The following is a 19,329-nucleotide window of genomic DNA, read 5'->3' as shown; positions in this document are numbered from 1 at the left end:
GATGATCTGGTTGGTTTGTAAGCGTCCAGCCCAGCCACTCCAATCCCTTCACTACTTATGGTAGTTCATTTTTAAACGGCAGCAATTCATCAATCTGGCTATTAGGCCAGACCGGTAATTTTTCCAACGTATCTTTGAGCCATGCATAGGGTTCCAAGCCATTGAGCTTGGCGGTAGCCAACAAACTCTGAATCGCTGCAGCGCGTTTGCCTGCACGTTCTGAGCCTGCGAACAGCCAATTCTTTTTGCCGATGGCAATGGGTCGTATCGCATTTTCGACTGGGTTGTTATCAATAGGCAAGATGCCGCTGTCCGCATAGCGTATCAGTGCTGGCCAACGCTTGATGCTGTAATCCAACGCGCGGGCTGTGCCGCTGCCATCGGCCACTTTGACGCGAGTCTGGATTAACCAGTCATGCAGTTCGCCCAATAACGGTTTTGCCTGAGTCTGGCGCAACTGCAAACGACCTGCCGCATCCAGCTTGTCCGCAGCCTGCTCAATGGCATAGAGTGCCGCGATACGCTGCAGCGCAGCCGCTGCAATTGGACTTTGGTTGGCCGCATGCAAATCAAAGAACTTCCGACGTGCATGTGCGAAGCATGCCAGCTCAGTGATGCCTTGGGTAAATAACGCTTTATAACCAGCGTAATCGTCAACCATCAAGTGTCCTTGCCAACCTGCCAGAAAGTGCCGCGCATGCAATCCCTGTCGCCCTGGCTGATAGTCAAACACCACGATAGGCGGTGCGGATGAAGGGGATGCCAAATCACCCGTGCGGTAAGCCCACAGATAAGCTTTCTTGGTTTTGCCCGCCCCGGGGTCTAATTGTGGCACTGGCGTTTCATCCGCATGCAATACACTGCGTGCCAGCAGTAATTCAGTGAGCCTGTCGACCAACGGTTGCAACGCTACCCCCACACGTCCGACCCACTCCGCCAAGGTGGAACGCGCCAGGGTCACCTGGCTGCGCTGGGCAATGTGTTCTATACGGTAGAGCGGTAAATGATCAACGAATTTACTGATCATCACCCACGCCAGCAAACCTGATGTCGCCACGCCGCCGTCGATGACGGCAGCTGGAATGGGGGCGGCAGCAACGGTTTCGCAGTGGCGACAAGCATACTGTGGACGGATGTGTTGATGCACGGTGAACTGGGCAGGTTCGACATCCAGTTGTTCGCTGATGTCTTCACCGATTTTGATTAACGCACCACCACACGCACCGCACTGGCAAGATGCAGGCTCATGGCGATGAATGATGCGGGGCAGATGGTCAGGCAGTGGCTGACGACCTGCGCGTGGACGCGCAGGCTTGGGGATAGCGGTTGTCGCATCTTCGGTATTAGGTGTATCTGGCTGCCCGATTTGGGCTTCAATGGCCGTGATGTCGGCTGCCCAGCACTCATCAAACAACGCACGCTGCTCAGGCGAGAGCTGCTCGCTCTTGTTGGCGAAGCGGATGCGGCGGTAATAGGCAAGTTCCAGTACCAAAGCCTGGTTCTTGAGTTCGGCGTGCTGGATTTGCTTAGTCAGCGTGAGGATTTGTGCGGTGTTTTGCTGGAGTAATACTGTGTTTTGTTGAATGAGTTCAGCATCCTGTTTAACCTGCGCCAACAGCTTATCCACATACGCCGCCAAGGCGGGATCGGGGATAAATTGGGCAAGTTGTTGGGCTGAATCCATGCTTGAATTATACCATTTCACCCCGCCTGAAACCAGCAATAATGCGGGTTTCAGGCATGTTTTTACTGAATCATGAGTGGCTACACCTGCCAGTGGGCAGGGGCTGGGGCACTGAGTCTTTGCCAGTCGATACCTGTGATCAGCCAGTCCCACTGTGTGGGGGTTAAAGGATGGGTGATGGCAGCGATGTCTGGCCAGGTGAAGTGACCACGATGCAGTCGGCGTTGGCACAACCAGACCCCTGTGCCATCCCAGACCAGGAGCTTGACCCGCGTTTGGCGACGATTACGGAAGGCGTAGGCGGCGCCGTCGCAGGGACTGCGACCCAGGCGGTGCTGGATGCGCTGGGAAAGGCCATCTATGCCGATGCGCATGTCCACGGGTTCGATGACTAGCCAGACCTGGGTGGCGATGGGGCTGATGGGATGGGCAGATATCATGGCAGTTGCCGCAACAAGTCAATTAGCCAGGGCGTGCTAGCAATGGGAAGCTCTACCCGCCAGCCAGTGGGGCTGTGGAGCTGGAGCGTGCCCGTGACAGGCGCAGGTTGAACACTGACGGGGATGAGGGTTAGCGGTGGCTGGCGCGTGAGATTGGGCGCTGTTGTCAGCTGGCTGCGCCAGCGATAAAAGGTCTTGGCACATAAGCCGTGCTGGGTGCAATAAGCTGTGACGGTCAGTTTGGTTTGTTGCCAAGCGGTAAGGTGCGTTTGCCAAAAATCAGGCGTGTGTCGAGTAGCCATCTAGCGTGCCTTTCATAAAAAAGCAGCTAGATTGCATGAGTTTGGCGGGCAATGACAGGTGGATGGGCTGGACGCTTACGTTGGTTTGGTAGCCGTGCGCAGCTTGGGAACATGCAGCGCGAGGCTGATTAACTCAATCGTAAGCGTCCAGCCCAGCCACTCCAATCCCTTCACTACTTATGGTAGTTCATTTTTAAACGGCAGCAATTCATCAATCTGGCTATTAGGCCAGACCGGTAATTTTTCCAACGTATCTTTGAGCCATGCATAGGGTTCCAAGCCATTGAGCTTGGCGGTAGCCAACAAACTCTGAATCGCTGCAGCGCGTTTGCCTGCACGTTCTGAGCCTGCGAACAGCCAATTCTTTTTGCCGATGGCAATGGGTCGTATCGCATTTTCGACTGGGTTGTTATCAATAGGCAAGATGCCGCTGTCCGCATAGCGTATCAGTGCTGGCCAACGCTTGATGCTGTAATCCAACGCGCGGGCTGTGCCGCTGCCATCGGCCACTTTGACGCGAGTCTGGATTAACCAGTCATGCAGTTCGCCCAATAACGGTTTTGCCTGAGTCTGGCGCAACTGCAAACGACCTGCCGCATCCAGCTTGTCCGCAGCCTGCTCAATGGCATAGAGTGCCGCGATACGCTGCAGCGCAGCCGCTGCAATTGGACTTTGGTTGGCCGCATGCAAATCAAAGAACTTCCGACGTGCATGTGCGAAGCATGCCAGCTCAGTGATGCCTTGGGTAAATAACGCTTTATAACCAGCGTAATCGTCAACCATCAAGTGTCCTTGCCAACCTGCCAGAAAGTGCCGCGCATGCAATCCCTGTCGCCCTGGCTGATAGTCAAACACCACGATAGGCGGTGCGGATGAAGGGGATGCCAAATCACCCGTGCGGTAAGCCCACAGATAAGCTTTCTTGGTTTTGCCCGCCCCGGGGTCTAATTGTGGCACTGGCGTTTCATCCGCATGCAATACACTGCGTGCCAGCAGTAATTCAGTGAGCCTGTCGACCAACGGTTGCAACGCTACCCCCACACGTCCGACCCACTCCGCCAAGGTGGAACGCGCCAGGGTCACCTGGCTGCGCTGGGCAATGTGTTCTATACGGTAGAGCGGTAAATGATCAACGAATTTACTGATCATCACCCACGCCAGCAAACCTGATGTCGCCACGCCGCCGTCGATGACGGCAGCTGGAATGGGGGCGGCAGCAACGGTTTCGCAGTGGCGACAAGCATACTGTGGACGGATGTGTTGATGCACGGTGAACTGGGCAGGTTCGACATCCAGTTGTTCGCTGATGTCTTCACCGATTTTGATTAACGCACCACCACACGCACCGCACTGGCAAGATGCAGGCTCATGGCGATGAATGATGCGGGGCAGATGGTCAGGCAGTGGCTGACGACCTGCGCGTGGACGCGCAGGCTTGGGGATAGCGGTTGTCGCATCTTCGGTATTAGGTGTATCTGGCTGCCCGATTTGGGCTTCAATGGCCGTGATGTCGGCTGCCCAGCACTCATCAAACAACGCACGCTGCTCAGGCGAGAGCTGCTCGCTCTTGTTGGCGAAGCGGATGCGGCGGTAATAGGCAAGTTCCAGTACCAAAGCCTGGTTCTTGAGTTCGGCGTGCTGGATTTGCTTAGTCAGCGTGAGGATTTGTGCGGTGTTTTGCTGGAGTAATACTGTGTTTTGTTGAATGAGTTCAGCATCCTGTTTAACCTGCGCCAACAGCTTATCCACATACGCCGCCAAGGCGGGATCGGGGATAAATTGGGCAAGTTGTTGGGCTGAATCCATGCTTGAATTATACCATTTCACCCCGCCTGAAACCAGCAATAATGCGGGTTTCAGGCATGTTTTTACTGAATCATGAGTGGCTACACCTGCCAGTGGGCAGGGGCTGGGGCACTGAGTCTTTGCCAGTCGATACCTGTGATCAGCCAGTCCCACTGTGTGGGGGTTAAAGGATGGGTGATGGCAGCGATGTCTGGCCAGGTGAAGTGACCACGATGCAGTCGGCGTTGGCACAACCAGACCCCTGTGCCATCCCAGACCAGGAGCTTGACCCGCGTTTGGCGACGATTACGGAAGGCGTAGGCGGCGCCGTCGCAGGGACTGCGACCCAGGCGGTGCTGGATGCGCTGGGAAAGGCCATCTATGCCGATGCGCATGTCCACGGGTTCGATGACTAGCCAGACCTGGGTGGCGATGGGGCTGATGGGATGGGCAGATATCATGGCAGTTGCCGCAACAAGTCAATTAGCCAGGGCGTGCTAGCAATGGGAAGCTCTACCCGCCAGCCAGTGGGGCTGTGGAGCTGGAGCGTGCCCGTGACAGGCGCAGGTTGAACACTGACGGGGATGAGGGTTAGCGGTGGCTGGCGCGTGAGATTGGGCGCTGTTGTCAGCTGGCTGCGCCAGCGATAAAAGGTCTTGGCACATAAGCCGTGCTGGGTGCAATAAGCTGTGACGGTCAGTTTGGTTTGTTGCCAAGCGGTAAGGTGCGTTTGCCAAAAATCAGGCGTGTGTCGAGTAGCCATCTAGCGTGCCTTTCATAAAAAAGCAGCTAGATTGCATGAGTTTGGCGGGCAATGACAGGTGGATGGGCTGGACGCTTACACTCAATCAGCTTCACCCGTGCATCATCACGATTGCGCGCCTGTGTACGGTGGCGTTTGGCTTCTATGGTGAGTATGCCATCCTGATTGATACGACCGCCGGCTAATTTAATCAGCCGCACACGTACATCCTCAGGTATTGAGGGTGAATGCGCAACATCCAGACGTAATTGCACTGCTGTACTGACTTTATTGATATTATGTCTAATTAAATCCATTAATAAGCTAAGAATTGGCTGCTTCTACTAGTTTCTTAGCTAATTTCTCTATGCCGATTGAAGAAGACAAAGCAAGTCTATCTAGCAAACGCGGACAATAATCATAGACGTCTGAGCTCTCAATGTTATGCCATACGGGGAGAATAACATTTGATTTTTCATGAATCTCACGGGTATATATGGAATCAAACTCTGCTTTTGTCCAACCGCCATTTGAAATGAAGTTTGGGGACAAAATCACAACACATTTTCTTGCTTCCTTTAACCCTCTCTCAATGTTTTCACGAAGACTATCTCCAACTTTAAGTGAATATTCATCGTACCAAACTGGACATATGAGTTTTGACATTTCACGAGCCAAGTCGCTAACTAAAGAATCCTTGTCTCTGGAGTCATGAGAAATAAACACAATAGGTCTAGCTAATTCAGAACATTTTTCCACATATTCTCTATCTCTTACCACCACGCTGAATCCAAGTCGTGTCCCAATATCGACAATGTTCTCCTTGTGTTCGGATTTCAATACTTCGTCTATGTACAAATAGATGCGCCCAGAAAATTTAAATGAATCTAGTGCATATCTCTCTGGGCTATCAGCATCTCCAACTATCTGAAATATTGGAATATCTTCCGAAATGATGCATTGAGCTGTATCAGGCATGTTAAGCATATATTCTACGCAAGCAATGTTTGACCCTTCAGGCACAAAAAATGACCAATATTTAGTATGTTCTTCAAAGGCATAGGATATTTTCCCAATGATGTTATGCTGATTTATTCCTGAGCCATTCATTGTCCATTCTGTCTGAGCATTTAATGCTTTTGCATCAACGTAAGCGTCCAGCCCATCCACCTGTCATTGCCCGCCAAACTCATGCAATCTAGCTGCTTTTTTATGAAAGGCACGCTAGATGGCTACTCGACACACGCCTGATTTTTGGCAAACGCACCTTACCGCTTGGCAACAAACCAAACTGACCGTCACAGCTTATTGCACCCAGCACGGCTTATGTGCCAAGACCTTTTATCGCTGGCGCAGCCAGCTGACAACAGCGCCCAATCTCACGCGCCAGCCACCGCTAACCCTCATCCCCGTCAGTGTTCAACCTGCGCCTGTCACGGGCACGCTCCAGCTCCACAGCCCCACTGGCTGGCGGGTAGAGCTTCCCATTGCTAGCACGCCCTGGCTAATTGACTTGTTGCGGCAACTGCCATGATATCTGCCCATCCCATCAGCCCCATCGCCACCCAGGTCTGGCTAGTCATCGAACCCGTGGACATGCGCATCGGCATAGATGGCCTTTCCCAGCGCATCCAGCACCGCCTGGGTCGCAGTCCCTGCGACGGCGCCGCCTACGCCTTCCGTAATCGTCGCCAAACGCGGGTCAAGCTCCTGGTCTGGGATGGCACAGGGGTCTGGTTGTGCCAACGCCGACTGCATCGTGGTCACTTCACCTGGCCAGACATCGCTGCCATCACCCATCCTTTAACCCCCACACAGTGGGACTGGCTGATCACAGGTATCGACTGGCAAAGACTCAGTGCCCCAGCCCCTGCCCACTGGCAGGTGTAGCCACTCATGATTCAGTAAAAACATGCCTGAAACCCGCATTATTGCTGGTTTCAGGCGGGGTGAAATGGTATAATTCAAGCATGGATTCAGCCCAACAACTTGCCCAATTTATCCCCGATCCCGCCTTGGCGGCGTATGTGGATAAGCTGTTGGCGCAGGTTAAACAGGATGCTGAACTCATTCAACAAAACACAGTATTACTCCAGCAAAACACCGCACAAATCCTCACGCTGACTAAGCAAATCCAGCACGCCGAACTCAAGAACCAGGCTTTGGTACTGGAACTTGCCTATTACCGCCGCATCCGCTTCGCCAACAAGAGCGAGCAGCTCTCGCCTGAGCAGCGTGCGTTGTTTGATGAGTGCTGGGCAGCCGACATCACGGCCATTGAAGCCCAAATCGGGCAGCCAGATACACCTAATACCGAAGATGCGACAACCGCTATCCCCAAGCCTGCGCGTCCACGCGCAGGTCGTCAGCCACTGCCTGACCATCTGCCCCGCATCATTCATCGCCATGAGCCTGCATCTTGCCAGTGCGGTGCGTGTGGTGGTGCGTTAATCAAAATCGGTGAAGACATCAGCGAACAACTGGATGTCGAACCTGCCCAGTTCACCGTGCATCAACACATCCGTCCACAGTATGCTTGTCGCCACTGCGAAACCGTTGCTGCCGCCCCCATTCCAGCTGCCGTCATCGACGGCGGCGTGGCGACATCAGGTTTGCTGGCGTGGGTGATGATCAGTAAATTCGTTGATCATTTACCGCTCTACCGTATAGAACACATTGCCCAGCGCAGCCAGGTGACCCTGGCGCGTTCCACCTTGGCGGAGTGGGTCGGACGTGTGGGGGTAGCGTTGCAACCGTTGGTCGACAGGCTCACTGAATTACTGCTGGCACGCAGTGTATTGCATGCGGATGAAACGCCAGTGCCACAATTAGACCCCGGGGCGGGCAAAACCAAGAAAGCTTATCTGTGGGCTTACCGCACGGGTGATTTGGCATCCCCTTCATCCGCACCGCCTATCGTGGTGTTTGACTATCAGCCAGGGCGACAGGGATTGCATGCGCGGCACTTTCTGGCAGGTTGGCAAGGACACTTGATGGTTGACGATTACGCTGGTTATAAAGCGTTATTTACCCAAGGCATCACTGAGCTGGCATGCTTCGCACATGCACGTCGGAAGTTCTTTGATTTGCATGCGGCCAACCAAAGTCCAATTGCAGCGGCTGCGCTGCAGCGTATCGCGGCACTCTATGCCATTGAGCAGGCTGCGGACAAGCTGGATGCGGCAGGTCGTTTGCAGTTGCGCCAGACTCAGGCAAAACCGTTATTGGGCGAACTGCATGACTGGTTAATCCAGACTCGCGTCAAAGTGGCCGATGGCAGCGGCACAGCCCGCGCGTTGGATTACAGCATCAAGCGTTGGCCAGCACTGATACGCTATGCGGACAGCGGCATCTTGCCTATTGATAACAACCCAGTCGAAAATGCGATACGACCCATTGCCATCGGCAAAAAGAATTGGCTGTTCGCAGGCTCAGAACGTGCAGGCAAACGCGCTGCAGCGATTCAGAGTTTGTTGGCTACCGCCAAGCTCAATGGCTTGGAACCCTATGCATGGCTCAAAGATACGTTGGAAAAATTACCGGTCTGGCCTAATAGCCAGATTGATGAATTGCTGCCGTTTAAAAATGAACTACCATAAGTAGTGAAGGGATTGGAGTGGCTGGGCTGGACGCTTACGCATCAACATCAAAACGCTCTCTTACTGTCGCCATATCATCTTAGCTTTCCAAAAATAACAGGGGGAAATAATATATTGAATTAACTATCCGAAGGTGGAACTTTTCGCAAACGTTTAACTTCCCCTCGTTGCTGCTTTCCTTCTAGTCGTCGTTTCTTTGATGCTAAAGTTGGTTTGGTTTTGACCCGTGGTTTAGGTATTTCGGTCGCAGATCGGATTAGCGCGATTAATCGCGCCAGTGCATCTTCTCGATTTCTTCCTTGAGTGCGAAAACGGCTTGCTTCAATGATTAAAATGCCCTCATCTGTCATCCGTCTACCAGCCAACTTGCGCAAACGTAGCTGCACATCCTCTGGTAATGAAGTACAACGTACTGTATCAAATCGTAATTGTACCGCGCTAGAAATTTTATTTACATTTTGACCTCCAGGTCCTGAAGCTCGAATAAACTGAAGTTCAATATCACGCTCATCGATGGAGATATTTGGAGTGATTTGTAGAATAATTTACCTACGCTTTCATATTATCCTTGGTGGGCAAAATAATAAACTAGGTGGACAAAACGTTTATTTCTTGGTGGTCAAATCGATTTATTCACAATATCTGTCTAATTTTGTACTAAATTACCTTGTTTTTCATCAAAAACACCTTGTTATGTACGAGTGTACACCATGTTGACGTTTTGCCCACCAGGACCCGACGCGCGGATAAACTGCTCGCTAATCTCGGATTCAGGGATGCTGATGTGGCGGTTAATGCGTATCATAGTGACTCAATTATAACGTAATACGATATCCTCAAATGGCTAAAGCAAAAACGCTCTACACATGTACCGAATGTGGTGGTTCTTCGACCAAATGGCAAGGACAATGCCCGCATTGTGATGCATGGAATACTCTGGTTGAAACGCTGGCTGAATCCGTTACACCTTCGCGTTACAGTGCGTTATCGGTAGTCAGCCAAGTACAAACGCTGGGTAGCGTTGAGGCAGTTGAAGATGAGCGTGTATTAACCACAGTAGATGAGCTGGATAGAGTGCTGGGTGGCGGTGTGGTCAAGGGCGGTGTCGTGCTTATTGGCGGCGACCCTGGGGTGGGTAAATCAACCTTGCTGCTACAGGCGTTGACCGCCATGAGCCAGCAGCACAAAACCTTATATGTCAGTGGTGAAGAATCCGCCCGTCAAATCGCGCTGAGAGCGAATCGCTTGCAACTGGATGGCGAAAAGCTGGAACTGCTAGCTGAAATTCAATTAGAAAAAATACTTGCGACCCTGCAAGCACACCAGCCATTTATCGCAGTAATCGACTCCATACAAACAGTATATTCCGAGGCATTGCAATCTGCACCCGGCTCGGTGGCACAGGTGCGTGAGTGTGCGGCACAATTAACACGATTCGCTAAACAAAGCGGTACCGTGATATTTCTTGTTGGGCATGTAACCAAGGAAGGTGCCTTGGCTGGGCCACGCGTGCTGGAGCATATTGTTGATACTGTGTTGTATTTTGAAGGCGACACCAGCTCGACTTTCCGTCTGGTACGCGCAATTAAGAATCGCTTTGGGGCGGTGAACGAGCTAGGCGTGTTCGCCATGACAGATAAGGGATTGAAAGGTGTTTCCAATCCTTCCGCTATTTTTCTGTCTGGCCACCGCTCTGATGTGCCGGGGTCGTGCGTCATGGTGACGCAAGAGGGTACACGACCGTTATTAGTGGAAATTCAAGCTTTGGTTGAGTCTTCACCCATGCCGAATCCGCGTCGCTTGTCAGTGGGTCTTGAACAAAACAGGCTGGCTATGTTATTAGCTGTATTGCATCGCCATGCTGGCTTGGCCTGCCATGATCAGGATGTATTTATCAACGCGGTCGGTGGTGTGCGTATCAATGAACCAGCTGCTGATTTACCTCTGTTACTGGCCATAGTTTCATCTTTTAAAAACAAAGCGATGCCAGACAAACTTGTTGTATTTGGTGAGGTTGGTTTGGCGGGTGAAATTCGTCCTGTGCAACGCGGGCAAGAGCGTCTGCGTGAAGCCGCAAAACTGGGTTTTACGCTGGCGATTGTGCCCATTGCCAATAAACCTCGTCAGGCTATTGCTGGGATGGAGGTTATTGGTGTGGAGCGTTTGCAGGATGCTGTGACTTATCTTAGGGATGCTTAATTACTGAATCAACTGAAATGGTGATGCGTGCCAGTTAGTAAGTAAATCGATACTCTCTCACGGCTGTTTGTTATCTTTATTCAGTGAAATAGTATTAGTAAATTATAATATAGTAATGTTACAATGCCGCCGTCAGTGAAACGTAAGCGCTCGATTTCATGTGAGACATTTTTTAAAATTTACTTCGATAAGGGTTTTGTTATGTTTTTAAATATGACTGCAGTGCTACGTAAAGTTGTTTTTTCATCAATGTTAATGGCTGTAACAGTTATCACACAACACAATGTATATGCCGCTGGCCCCAACGCAAATACCAGCAATAGTGCAAATCGTGCCGCAAATGTGAATACAGCTATGGTGTTAAGTGCAGGCATTGCAAGTCAATTGATAGATGGCATACTCTCAACTGAAGAGCAAATAGGTTTAATGGCCGATCGTATTTTGTATACAGAAAATCTGATTGTTCAGGTGATTACTATCCGAAATCAATAAGTATTAGGGATGGTCTGGAAAACATAAAACACGAAGTCAAAAACTTCGTGTTTTTTTATATATCAAACGCCTGTTTATCAACAGGTTGGAGTTGTTTTCTGAGTCGTTCAATTTCTTCCATCATATCAACAACAAGTGCGGCTAATTCCGGATTCGCATCAAAATTGCGCTCGATATTACATAAGCGTCGAACTCGGGTAAGTTCGGCACTGGTATAGCGTACTGGTTGAGCGTTGGTGATGGTTAAACTAAGCAGGCCAGCTTCTAAACGTGAAACTATCCATTCTGGACTGACATTGCAGCTATGGGCTAAATCAGTCAGTGTAAGCAGGTCGTCGTCAATAATAACAGCCGTTATACTCATGTTTACGCTCCCGTACGTGGGTTAAAGGCAAGCTCGTGCGCCATGGTTTCATAAATTTTACGCGCGGCTTCAGTGTCTGCCGGTGGCAACACGACTTCGAGCAGTAAATATAAATCACCCGGGGTTGTACTCGGTATACCACGACCTTTAAGACGTAACTTACGGCCTGTTTGCGAATTGGCAGGTACTTTGACTTGCACTGTACCTGATGGTGTGTTGACCTCTATACCACCCCCTAATGCAGCTTCCCATGGGGTGACTGGCACCGTTTGGTAGACATCACGTTCCTCTACGCGGAAACGAGCATCTTCCCTGAATTGGACTTCCAGATATAAATCGCCAGCAGCGCCACCGCCAAAGCCAGGGCTGCCTTGTCCATTGAGGCGGATATGCTGGCCGGCTTTGACACCCTTAGGTATTTGTACACTGATAGTGCGTTCTTTATTGACCGTGTGACCTGTAGCATCGAGTTCTGGTGCGCGCAGGGTGATATTGCGCGTGGTACCTTGATAGGCATCGATCAGGTCAATGACAATCTTGGCATGTTTATCTTCACCACGCTCCTGATATTGTCTACGGCCTTGGCTACGTTTACCTGCTTGCCCAAACAAATTGGCAAAAAAGTCACTCGTGTCGTTAAAATTGCCACCTGAAAATTCAAATCCACCATCCCAGTTAGGTGGAGCACGGAAATCTTGGCCAGACTGATAACCTTGTCCAACCTGATCATAAGCGGCACGTTTTTCAGGATCTGATAACACTTCGTTGGCTTCGTTCACTGCCTTCATCATTTTTTCTGCATCAGCCTCTTTGCTGACATCAGGATGATATTTACGGGCTAATTTGCGATAGGCTTTTTTGATTTCTTCAGCGCTGGCGGTTTTGTCCACGCCTAGCGTTTTATAGTAATCCTGAAATTCCATAACGACTCCTGTTTATTGATTAATGTATGTATAGGTAATGGAGGCGAAACCTGTAAAAACAAGCCATGCGGCCGCGGCAAAAACATTGCGATTGCGTGCAATTCCCAAGGTGTAAATAGCTTTCAATATGTTATTGCTGGCAGTTGCCATTAACACTGCGCTAGTAATGATGTGTATATTTATGCTGTATTTTCCTGCCAATAAGGCAAGGATAAATGGATCGATATCGCTGAAACCCACTAATAATGACAAGCTATGCAAACCAGCTAATCCAAATTTCGTAATAACTGCTTGAGTCAGTCCGGCAAAAAATACAAATAATCCGGCAAATAATATTGCAGTAGAGAACTCCAGTGGGTGGTGGATAGTGTTGCTGGTGTCGTTTACGGCAGGTTGGGTGTGGTTGCCTTGTCGATATAACCACCAGGCGAGGATGACAGAGCCAGATATCAGCAATGCAAAGGGCAAAATTAGCTGACGGGCAACATCAATATGTCCAAGTAATGTAATCAATAACATTAAACGCAGATACATCATGGCAGTAGCGAGAATGATAGCGCTCGCATAGAGCCGATTGCTGGCGTTCACTTTATGTGCGCGCCGACTCAATACGGCTGTGGCGGAGGTGCTGGAATATAATCCGCCTAATATACCCGTTAATAAAACGCCAGCATTTGGGAAAAAATAAGTTTGAGTTAGATAGCTTACATATGAAATTCCTGAGACCACGACGATAGACAGCCACAACTGGCTATAACTGACACTGATAAAACTGGCGATCGGCTGATCTGGGAGCATGGGCAGGATCAGGCCTGCCATAATCAGGAATTTAGCTAAGGTAATCGCTTCAGCACTGTGAATATTATCGGAAAATTTTCTGATAAAGGGTTTTTCACTCAGTAATAGTAAAACGATGACTACATACAATATCACTAGCCATAAGGGTTGATACAGTGCCAGCGGCCCAATTAGATAAGTCAGCAGGGCGATAAACGTGGGTAACAGACTTTGTTCACCTGCTGCAAGCCGATTCCAGTATTGCAAGGTGAGCAACAAGGCAATAACACCCATCCCAGCCATAAATAACCATAAGTGTGGATCAAGTGCTGCAAGTACAAATCCCATCACCGCGAGTAAGGTGAGTGTGCGCGTCGTTCCAAAACCTAAATCTTGATTGCTGGCGCGGCGGTAGCTATGAACCTCCAGGCCAATAACAAAACCAAATAATACAGTGGCAATAAGTGATTCAAGCAGTGGTGGGATATCAGGTAAAGTGAACATAAGGTAAATTTTTAGGATAAGTCGAAAGTTTGGCCACGTGTAGGAATTTCAATGACGGAATCAGAGATTAGCGCTGCAAATTTTTGCATGACGGGTTCCTCGCCATGAACCAGAAAAGTGCGGGCAGGATGGATGTGTCGGTGCCAAGCCAGTAATTCATCGCGGTCTGCATGGGCAGAAAAGCCGTTAATGGTATAAATTTTGGCTTTGACAGCAATTTCTTCACCAAAAATTTTGACTTTACTCGCACCGTCAATGATTTGTCGCGCTAATGTGCCATTTGCCGCATAGCCGACGAAGATAATACTTGAATCATTACGCCATAAGTTATGTTTTAGGTGGTGACGTACACGCCCGCCAGTACACATCCCCGATCCCGCCATGATTACGGCACCGCCGACTATATTGTTAATTGCCATACTCTGTGAGGTTTCGCGAGTAAAGTGCAGGCCGGGCATGTTAAATGGATCTTGCCCATGGGCAAATAATGCAGCAGTGGCAGGCGTGTAGCAATCAGGATAACGTTTGAATATTTCCGTGGCGGATATCGCCATCGGAGAGTCTAAAAACACTTGCATACCACGCGGCAATGAGCCTTGTTCGACACCTTCACGCAAGTAGAACAGCAGTTCCTGGGTTCTTTCCAGGGCGAAGGTCGAGATGATGATATTGCCACCACGCGCTTTAGCATCATTAATTGCTAAATAGAGTTCAGCTATTGAGCCATCCAAAGATCGATGCAGCCTGTCACCGTAGGTAGTTTCCATCACCACCACATCGACAGGTGGCAGTGGAGTTGGGTCACGGAGTAGTTTGCGACCTGCGTTACCTAAATCACCTGAGAAGGCTACAGTGCGCTTGATGCCATTTTCATTGAGTGCTAATACTATACTGGCTGATCCCAGTATGTGCCCTGCATCATAAAAGGTTGCCTGTATATCTGGCGTAATGGCGATAGGCTTTTCATAGTCAGCTGTCCGTCCAAAGTAATCCAGCGTATTTAAAGCATCCACAGTGGCATATAACGGATCAGCATCTGTTTGTTCGCCGCGACGGTGATGTTTGCGTGCTTGATAGCGGGCTTCTTCTTCCTGTAATCCAGCCGCATCCATCATGACCACACGTGCTAATGCGCGAGACGCCGAAGTAGTGATTATTTCGCCACGAAATCCCCGTTTAACGAGCAAAGGCAGCCGTCCGCAGTGGTCAAGATGGGCATGAGTGAGCAGTACGTAATCAATTTTTGTGGGATCAAAGCCAAACGGTTTGCTATTTTCCTCGTCTAGTTCATGCCCGCCCTGATACATGCCACAATCAATCAGGATGTTTTTACCTGAGCAATGGATTAAGTGACAAGACCCTGTGACACCCCGGTCTGCACCGTGGAAGGAGATATTCATGACAGCTCTCCTGGTAAGGTGCGAGGTGCACGGCCTAATTGTGCTTCTAATGCCAATATGCGGCGTGTAGTAGCAAGTACGCTGTCGGGATTCAGGCTGATAGAATTTATGCCTAAATGAACCAGAAATTCAGCCATTTCAGGATAGTCAGAAGGGGCTTGCCCACACAAACCTGAATGAATTTGGTTGCGGCGGCAACCCTCAACCGCGAGTTGTATCATGGCTTTTACGCCATCGTCACGTTCATCATAATCAAATGCGACGATTTCACTATCTCTGTCGACACCTAAAGTAAGTTGGGTGAGGTCGTTTGAGCCTATGGAAAAACCATCAAAACGTTTAGCAAACTGGTCAATGAGAATAACGTTGTTAGGCACTTCGCACATGGCATAAATTTGTAAGCCGTTCTCTCCACGTTTAAGACCGAATTCCGCCATTTTAGCCAGCACTGCGTCAGCTTCTGCTACGCGGCGTACAAATGGCAACATGAGTATGACATTGCTTAATCCCATCTCTTCACGCACGCGTTTCATGGCCTGACATTCCAGACGGAAGCCATCGGCATAAGCGGGATGTGCATAACGTGATGCACCGCGGAAACCTATCATCGGATTGGCTTCAGTTGGCTCAAAATCCTGTCCACCGAGCAGTGAGGCATACTCATTGGATTTGAAATCCGACATGCGTAAAACGACAGGCTTGGGATAGAACGCTGCGGCGATAGTGCCGACTCCTTCGGCAAGACGAGAGACGAAAAAGTCTGCGCCATCTTTGTATCCCTGTGTGAGCGCTGTTATTTTGTCACGAACACTCGTATCTGTAATTCGGTCAGGGTGCAATAGCGCCATGGGATGGGCTTTGATCGCCTGAGTGATAATAAACTCCATGCGCGCCAAGCCGACGCCGTCATTGGGTAACTGGGCGGTTTTGAAGGCGATATCCGGGTTGCCGATATTGATCATGATTTCTGTGGCTGGCCGTGCCAGTTCAGCAAGATCAGTCTGTGCGACATGAAATGGAATCTCGCCACGGTAAACCTTGCCTGTTTCGCCTTCAGCGCAGGATACGGTAGCCTTCTCACCATTGATTAAGGTTGTCGTCGCACTATCCGTACCGACGATGGCTGGTATACCCAGTTCGCGCGCAATAATTGCAGCGTGACAGGTGCGGCCACCTCGATTGGTGACGATGGCCGAGGCTATCTTCATGACTGGTTCCCAGTCAGGAGAGGTCGTGTCAGCGACGAGTATTTCGCCTGCCTGAAATTCAGATAAATGAGTTGCGTCTGCAATCACATGTATCGTTCCTGCGGCAATGCGCGCACCGACCGCATTGCCAGTTATCAGTACCTCGCCTTCACCATCAAGCTGAAAAACCTCCAGTATGTTTTTTGTGCGCTGTGAGTTCACGGTTTCGGGGCGTGCCTGTACCATATAGAGCTGACCATCTATCCCGTCTTTCGCCCATTCCATATCCATAGGGCGGTTATGGCCGATTTTTTGTGAGTAATGCGATTCAACTTTCAATGCATAGTCGGCTAAGGTTAGTACTTCAGCGTCACTGATACAAAAACGAGCCTGATCAGCTTCGGGAGTGGCGATATTGCGGGTGGGTGAGGTCGCAGTCTCTGCGGTATAAATCATTTTTATCTTTTTGCCACCCAGACGGCGACGCAATACCATACGGTGTCTCAGTTTAAAAGTGGGCTTGTGTACGTAAAACTCATCAGGTTCAACCGTGCCTTGTACGACATTTTCGCCCAAGCCATAAGCCCCAGTGATAAATACGACATCGTTAAACCCGGTTTCGGTATCAAGCGAGAACATCACGCCAGATGCGGCTATGTCCGAGCGTACCATTTTCATCACGCCTATCGACAAGGCAACATCAAAATGATCAAACCCTTGATCTATACGGTAATGGATGGCTCGATCGGTAAATAAACTGGCAAAACAGCGTTTGCAGGCTTCAAGTAGCTCGTTATCGCCACTGATATTTAGAAAAGTATCTTGTTGTCCGGCAAAACTGGCGGTGGGGAGGTCTTCTGCGGTGGCGGAACTGCGTACTGCGAGACTGAGTTCGTTACCATATTCTGCCTTAAGTGCTGCATAAGCCAATAATATTTGTGTAATGAGCTCATCAGCTAATGGTGCATTGTAAATAATCTCTCGTGCGCGGGCACCGCGTTGCGCCAGGTCATTCATATCATCTGCATTTAGATTATCCATTGCGTCATGCAACGCACTGGCGATACCTGATTGTGCCAATAGTGATCGGTAAGCTGCCGCAGTAATGGCAAATCCGTTTGGCACCTTTACGCCTTGCGGGGATAGTTCTCTATACATTTCACCCAGTGAAGCATTTTTCCCACCGACCGATGCAATATCGTCCAAAGTGATATCTTCAAACCAGCGTATGTAGTTATTGGTCATGATAGCCTCCTGCGCTTTATTATTTATCCTTTAAGTATATGCCGATTTTTAAGTTGTGCGACGCTAACAAAATAAATTGGAAAGATACTTGTATTTAGTTCTTATTAGTACTATATTTTCATAACCTTAGTTTTATATGAATTGCATGATGAAATTTAACCGACCATTTTTACCATTAATCCGCGAATTGGCACGCAGCTTTCAGGCATTTGAGGCTTATTCCAGTCAGGATATACGCAGTATGGGATTGACTGGATGTCAGTTCGATATTATTGCCACACTGGGAAATACGGCAGGGATGAGCTTTCGTGAGTTAGGTGAAAAAACCTTGATTACCAAAGGTACTTTGACCGGCGTAGTACAAAGGCTGGAAGAAAAAGGTCTGGTACAGCGTAACGATGCTGTACACGATGGGCGTAGTCAGATTGTGCAATTAACTGAAGTGGGTGAGGCAACTTTTAATGATATTTTCCCGCACCATTTAGACTATCTGGATAAGGTTTTTTCCGTTTTAAATATAGAAGAAATTCAACAGATGCAAGCAACGTTGCAGAAAATACACAGTCTGTTCGATAAGGAGGCAACATGACAATTCGCTATACATATCCTGCTATTACTCTGCATTGGCTGATGGCTTTACTGATGATAGCTACATTTCCATTAGGTCTGTATATGAGTGATTTACCGTTATCACCACATAAATTGCAGCTCTACTCCTACCATAAATGGATAGGCATGGTGATTTTGATGTTGCTAACTCTGCGCGTGATTTGGCGTGTGACACATCGCCCACCTGCATTAGTGGCAGGTTTGCCACGATGGCAGGTAATGGCTGCGCATACGGTGCATGTTGCCCTCTATGGATTGATGTTGGCTGTACCATTAACTGGCTGGTTAATGAGTTCAGCATTAGGGTTTCAAGTAGTTCTATTCGGCGTATTGCCTATACCTGACTTAATTAATACCGACAAGGCGTTGGGGCATACGCTCAAGTCAGTCCATGAATTGCTTAATTACGGTTTATTAAGTTTGGTGGTCTTGCATGTCGGTGCGGCGTTACAGCATCACTTTATGCTGCGTGATGATACTTTACGACGCATGTTGCCTTTTCTGGGAGCGCCTAAATGAAAGCTATATCAGTATTGTTGTTACTGCTTGCCTCCGCTCATGTGTTGGCTGCAAATTTTAGTGTGGTTAACGCAACCAAAAGCAATATTAGCTTTGTGTCCAAGCAAATGGGCGTGGCAGTCACTGGGAACTTTGCCCAGTTTGACAGTCTGATTAATCTGGATCCTGCACATCCTGAAGCTGGTAAGGCGCAAATAACCGTGAAGCTCAACAGCATAGATGCGGGCAGTGATGAAGCTAATGATGAAGTCAAGAGCAAGTCGTGGTTCAACGTCAAGGAATATCCGGCTGCTACGTTTGTTTCCAGCGCTGTCAAAGCCTTGGGTGGCAATCGCTATCAAGCAGTTGGTAAATTAACCATTAAGGGCAAGGTGCGTGATGTGGTTGTGCCATTTACCGGTGTACTCGCAGGTGCGAATTTGTTGTTGGACGGTAGTATTCCTATCTCGCGTGCAGCATTTGGGATAGGTGAGGGGGCCTGGGCAGATCCATCAGTGGTGGCGGATGATGTTCAGGTGAAGTTTCACTTTGTACTGAGTTCAGTAAAGTGATTTTTAT

Annotated in this window: 23 protein-coding genes; 8 read left to right on the top strand and 15 right to left on the bottom strand. The window is 49.4% G+C overall.

The annotated features are described in order from the left end of the window. Window positions 1–55: 55 nt before the first annotated feature. The 8 genes from tnpC (SFSGTM_RS08940) to SFSGTM_RS08905 form a co-directional block, all read right to left on the bottom strand. A complete protein-coding gene (gene tnpC / locus SFSGTM_RS08940) occupies window positions 56–1,684 on the bottom strand; it encodes an IS66 family transposase (protein WP_162084465.1) in 1,629 nt (542 codons plus the stop codon). 80 nt (window positions 1,685–1,764) lie between these two features. Continuing rightward, the gene (gene tnpB, locus SFSGTM_RS08935) at window positions 1,765–2,058 is read right to left on the bottom strand and encodes an IS66 family insertion sequence element accessory protein TnpB (protein WP_232526076.1); all 294 of its coding nucleotides are present in this window, start codon (window positions 2,056–2,058) and stop codon (window positions 1,765–1,767) included. A 62-nt stretch (window positions 2,059–2,120) separates the two neighbouring features. Further along, window positions 2,121–2,426: an IS66 family insertion sequence element accessory protein TnpA gene (tnpA, locus tag SFSGTM_RS08930; RefSeq protein WP_162083703.1), complete on the bottom strand. Its 306-nt coding sequence runs from the start codon at window positions 2,424–2,426 to the stop codon at window positions 2,121–2,123. Between the two features lie 177 nt (window positions 2,427–2,603). Continuing rightward, on the bottom strand, window positions 2,604–4,232 hold the full coding sequence (tnpC, locus tag SFSGTM_RS08925; RefSeq protein ID WP_162084465.1) for an IS66 family transposase: 1,629 nt from the start codon (window positions 4,230–4,232) through the stop codon (window positions 2,604–2,606). Window positions 4,233–4,312: 80 nt separating this feature from the next. Further along, complete coding sequence (gene tnpB, locus SFSGTM_RS08920) at window positions 4,313–4,606, bottom strand: IS66 family insertion sequence element accessory protein TnpB (RefSeq protein WP_232526076.1); 294 nt, start codon at window positions 4,604–4,606, stop codon at window positions 4,313–4,315. A gap of 62 nt (window positions 4,607–4,668) precedes the next feature. Then, window positions 4,669–4,974, bottom strand: coding sequence for an IS66 family insertion sequence element accessory protein TnpA (gene tnpA / locus SFSGTM_RS08915; RefSeq protein ID WP_162083703.1), 306 nt, complete (start codon window positions 4,972–4,974; stop codon window positions 4,669–4,671). A gap of 26 nt (window positions 4,975–5,000) precedes the next feature. Next, window positions 5,001–5,270: a hypothetical protein gene (locus tag SFSGTM_RS08910; RefSeq protein WP_162084848.1), complete on the bottom strand. Its 270-nt coding sequence runs from the start codon at window positions 5,268–5,270 to the stop codon at window positions 5,001–5,003. A 7-nt stretch (window positions 5,271–5,277) separates the two neighbouring features. Continuing rightward, a complete protein-coding gene (locus tag SFSGTM_RS08905; protein WP_162084847.1) occupies window positions 5,278–6,123 on the bottom strand; it encodes a toll/interleukin-1 receptor domain-containing protein in 846 nt (281 codons plus the stop codon). 58 nt (window positions 6,124–6,181) lie between these two features. On the opposite strand from SFSGTM_RS08905, the gene tnpA (SFSGTM_RS08900) reads away from it, so the two are divergent. The 3 genes from tnpA (SFSGTM_RS08900) (at window position 6,182) to tnpC (SFSGTM_RS08890) (ending at window position 8,552) form a co-directional block, all read left to right on the top strand. After that, window positions 6,182–6,487 carry an IS66 family insertion sequence element accessory protein TnpA gene (tnpA, locus tag SFSGTM_RS08900; protein ID WP_162083703.1) on the top strand — a complete coding sequence of 102 codons (306 nt, stop codon included), beginning with the start codon at window positions 6,182–6,184 and terminating at the stop codon, window positions 6,485–6,487. Next, entirely contained in the window at window positions 6,484–6,843 is a 360-nt protein-coding gene (gene tnpB / locus SFSGTM_RS08895) for an IS66 family insertion sequence element accessory protein TnpB (protein WP_162083704.1), read from the top strand. Before tnpA (SFSGTM_RS08900) ends, tnpB (SFSGTM_RS08895) begins: the two co-directional genes overlap by 4 nt. Window positions 6,844–6,923: 80 nt before the next feature. Beyond that, the gene (tnpC, locus tag SFSGTM_RS08890; protein WP_162084465.1) at window positions 6,924–8,552 is read left to right on the top strand and encodes an IS66 family transposase; all 1,629 of its coding nucleotides are present in this window, start codon (window positions 6,924–6,926) and stop codon (window positions 8,550–8,552) included. A gap of 119 nt (window positions 8,553–8,671) precedes the next feature. On the opposite strand, the gene arfB is transcribed toward tnpC (SFSGTM_RS08890), so the two are convergent. Beyond that, the gene (gene arfB / locus SFSGTM_RS08885; RefSeq protein WP_332836255.1) at window positions 8,672–9,085 is read right to left on the bottom strand and encodes an alternative ribosome rescue aminoacyl-tRNA hydrolase ArfB; all 414 of its coding nucleotides are present in this window, start codon (window positions 9,083–9,085) and stop codon (window positions 8,672–8,674) included. Window positions 9,086–9,243: 158 nt separating this feature from the next. After that, complete coding sequence (locus SFSGTM_RS08880; RefSeq protein ID WP_162084846.1) at window positions 9,244–9,357, bottom strand: peptide chain release factor-like protein; 114 nt, start codon at window positions 9,355–9,357, stop codon at window positions 9,244–9,246. A gap of 35 nt (window positions 9,358–9,392) precedes the next feature. Between SFSGTM_RS08880 and radA the strand changes: the two genes are divergently transcribed. Both radA and SFSGTM_RS08870 read left to right on the top strand, forming a co-directional pair. Then, window positions 9,393–10,751, top strand: a complete 1,359-nt coding sequence (gene radA / locus SFSGTM_RS08875; RefSeq protein ID WP_162084845.1) for a DNA repair protein RadA — start codon at window positions 9,393–9,395, stop codon at window positions 10,749–10,751. 201 nt (window positions 10,752–10,952) lie between these two features. Next, window positions 10,953–11,243 (top strand): hypothetical protein, encoded by a 291-nt coding sequence (locus SFSGTM_RS08870; RefSeq protein WP_162084844.1) that lies wholly within the window; start codon window positions 10,953–10,955, stop codon window positions 11,241–11,243. A 55-nt stretch (window positions 11,244–11,298) separates the two neighbouring features. On the opposite strand, the gene SFSGTM_RS08865 is transcribed toward SFSGTM_RS08870, so the two are convergent. From SFSGTM_RS08865 to ppsA, 5 genes are read right to left on the bottom strand one after another with little or no spacing between them, the layout of a single operon-like run. Then, window positions 11,299–11,607: a chaperone modulator CbpM gene (locus SFSGTM_RS08865; protein ID WP_162084843.1), complete on the bottom strand. Its 309-nt coding sequence runs from the start codon at window positions 11,605–11,607 to the stop codon at window positions 11,299–11,301. Window positions 11,608–11,609: 2 nt separating this feature from the next. Further along, window positions 11,610–12,530: a DnaJ C-terminal domain-containing protein gene (locus tag SFSGTM_RS08860; RefSeq protein ID WP_162084842.1), complete on the bottom strand. Its 921-nt coding sequence runs from the start codon at window positions 12,528–12,530 to the stop codon at window positions 11,610–11,612. 12 nt (window positions 12,531–12,542) lie between these two features. Next, the gene (locus tag SFSGTM_RS08855; RefSeq protein WP_162084841.1) at window positions 12,543–13,811 is read right to left on the bottom strand and encodes an MgtC/SapB family protein; all 1,269 of its coding nucleotides are present in this window, start codon (window positions 13,809–13,811) and stop codon (window positions 12,543–12,545) included. An 11-nt stretch (window positions 13,812–13,822) separates the two neighbouring features. Continuing rightward, a complete protein-coding gene (locus SFSGTM_RS08850; RefSeq protein WP_162084840.1) occupies window positions 13,823–15,211 on the bottom strand; it encodes an MBL fold metallo-hydrolase RNA specificity domain-containing protein in 1,389 nt (462 codons plus the stop codon). Then, window positions 15,208–17,643 (bottom strand): phosphoenolpyruvate synthase, encoded by a 2,436-nt coding sequence (gene ppsA / locus SFSGTM_RS08845; RefSeq protein WP_162084839.1) that lies wholly within the window; start codon window positions 17,641–17,643, stop codon window positions 15,208–15,210. The genes SFSGTM_RS08850 and ppsA overlap by 4 nt, the downstream gene beginning before the upstream one ends. Window positions 17,644–17,788: 145 nt before the next feature. Here ppsA and SFSGTM_RS08840 point away from each other — a divergent pair, with 145 nt between their 5' ends. From SFSGTM_RS08840 to SFSGTM_RS08830, 3 genes are read left to right on the top strand one after another with little or no spacing between them, the layout of a single operon-like run. Further along, complete coding sequence (locus SFSGTM_RS08840; protein WP_162084838.1) at window positions 17,789–18,232, top strand: MarR family winged helix-turn-helix transcriptional regulator; 444 nt, start codon at window positions 17,789–17,791, stop codon at window positions 18,230–18,232. Beyond that, a complete protein-coding gene (locus SFSGTM_RS08835; RefSeq protein ID WP_174237408.1) occupies window positions 18,229–18,771 on the top strand; it encodes a cytochrome b in 543 nt (180 codons plus the stop codon). Before SFSGTM_RS08840 ends, SFSGTM_RS08835 begins: the two co-directional genes overlap by 4 nt. Continuing rightward, on the top strand, window positions 18,768–19,322 hold the full coding sequence (locus SFSGTM_RS08830; RefSeq protein WP_162084837.1) for a YceI family protein: 555 nt from the start codon (window positions 18,768–18,770) through the stop codon (window positions 19,320–19,322). The genes SFSGTM_RS08835 and SFSGTM_RS08830 overlap by 4 nt, the downstream gene beginning before the upstream one ends. The last annotated feature ends 7 nt before the right edge of the window (window positions 19,323–19,329 follow it).

Source organism: Sulfuriferula nivalis (genome assembly GCF_009937995.1).
GTDB lineage: Bacteria > Pseudomonadota > Gammaproteobacteria > Burkholderiales > Sulfuriferulaceae > Sulfuriferula > Sulfuriferula nivalis.
This window is presented reverse-complemented; position numbering and strand designations above follow the sequence as displayed.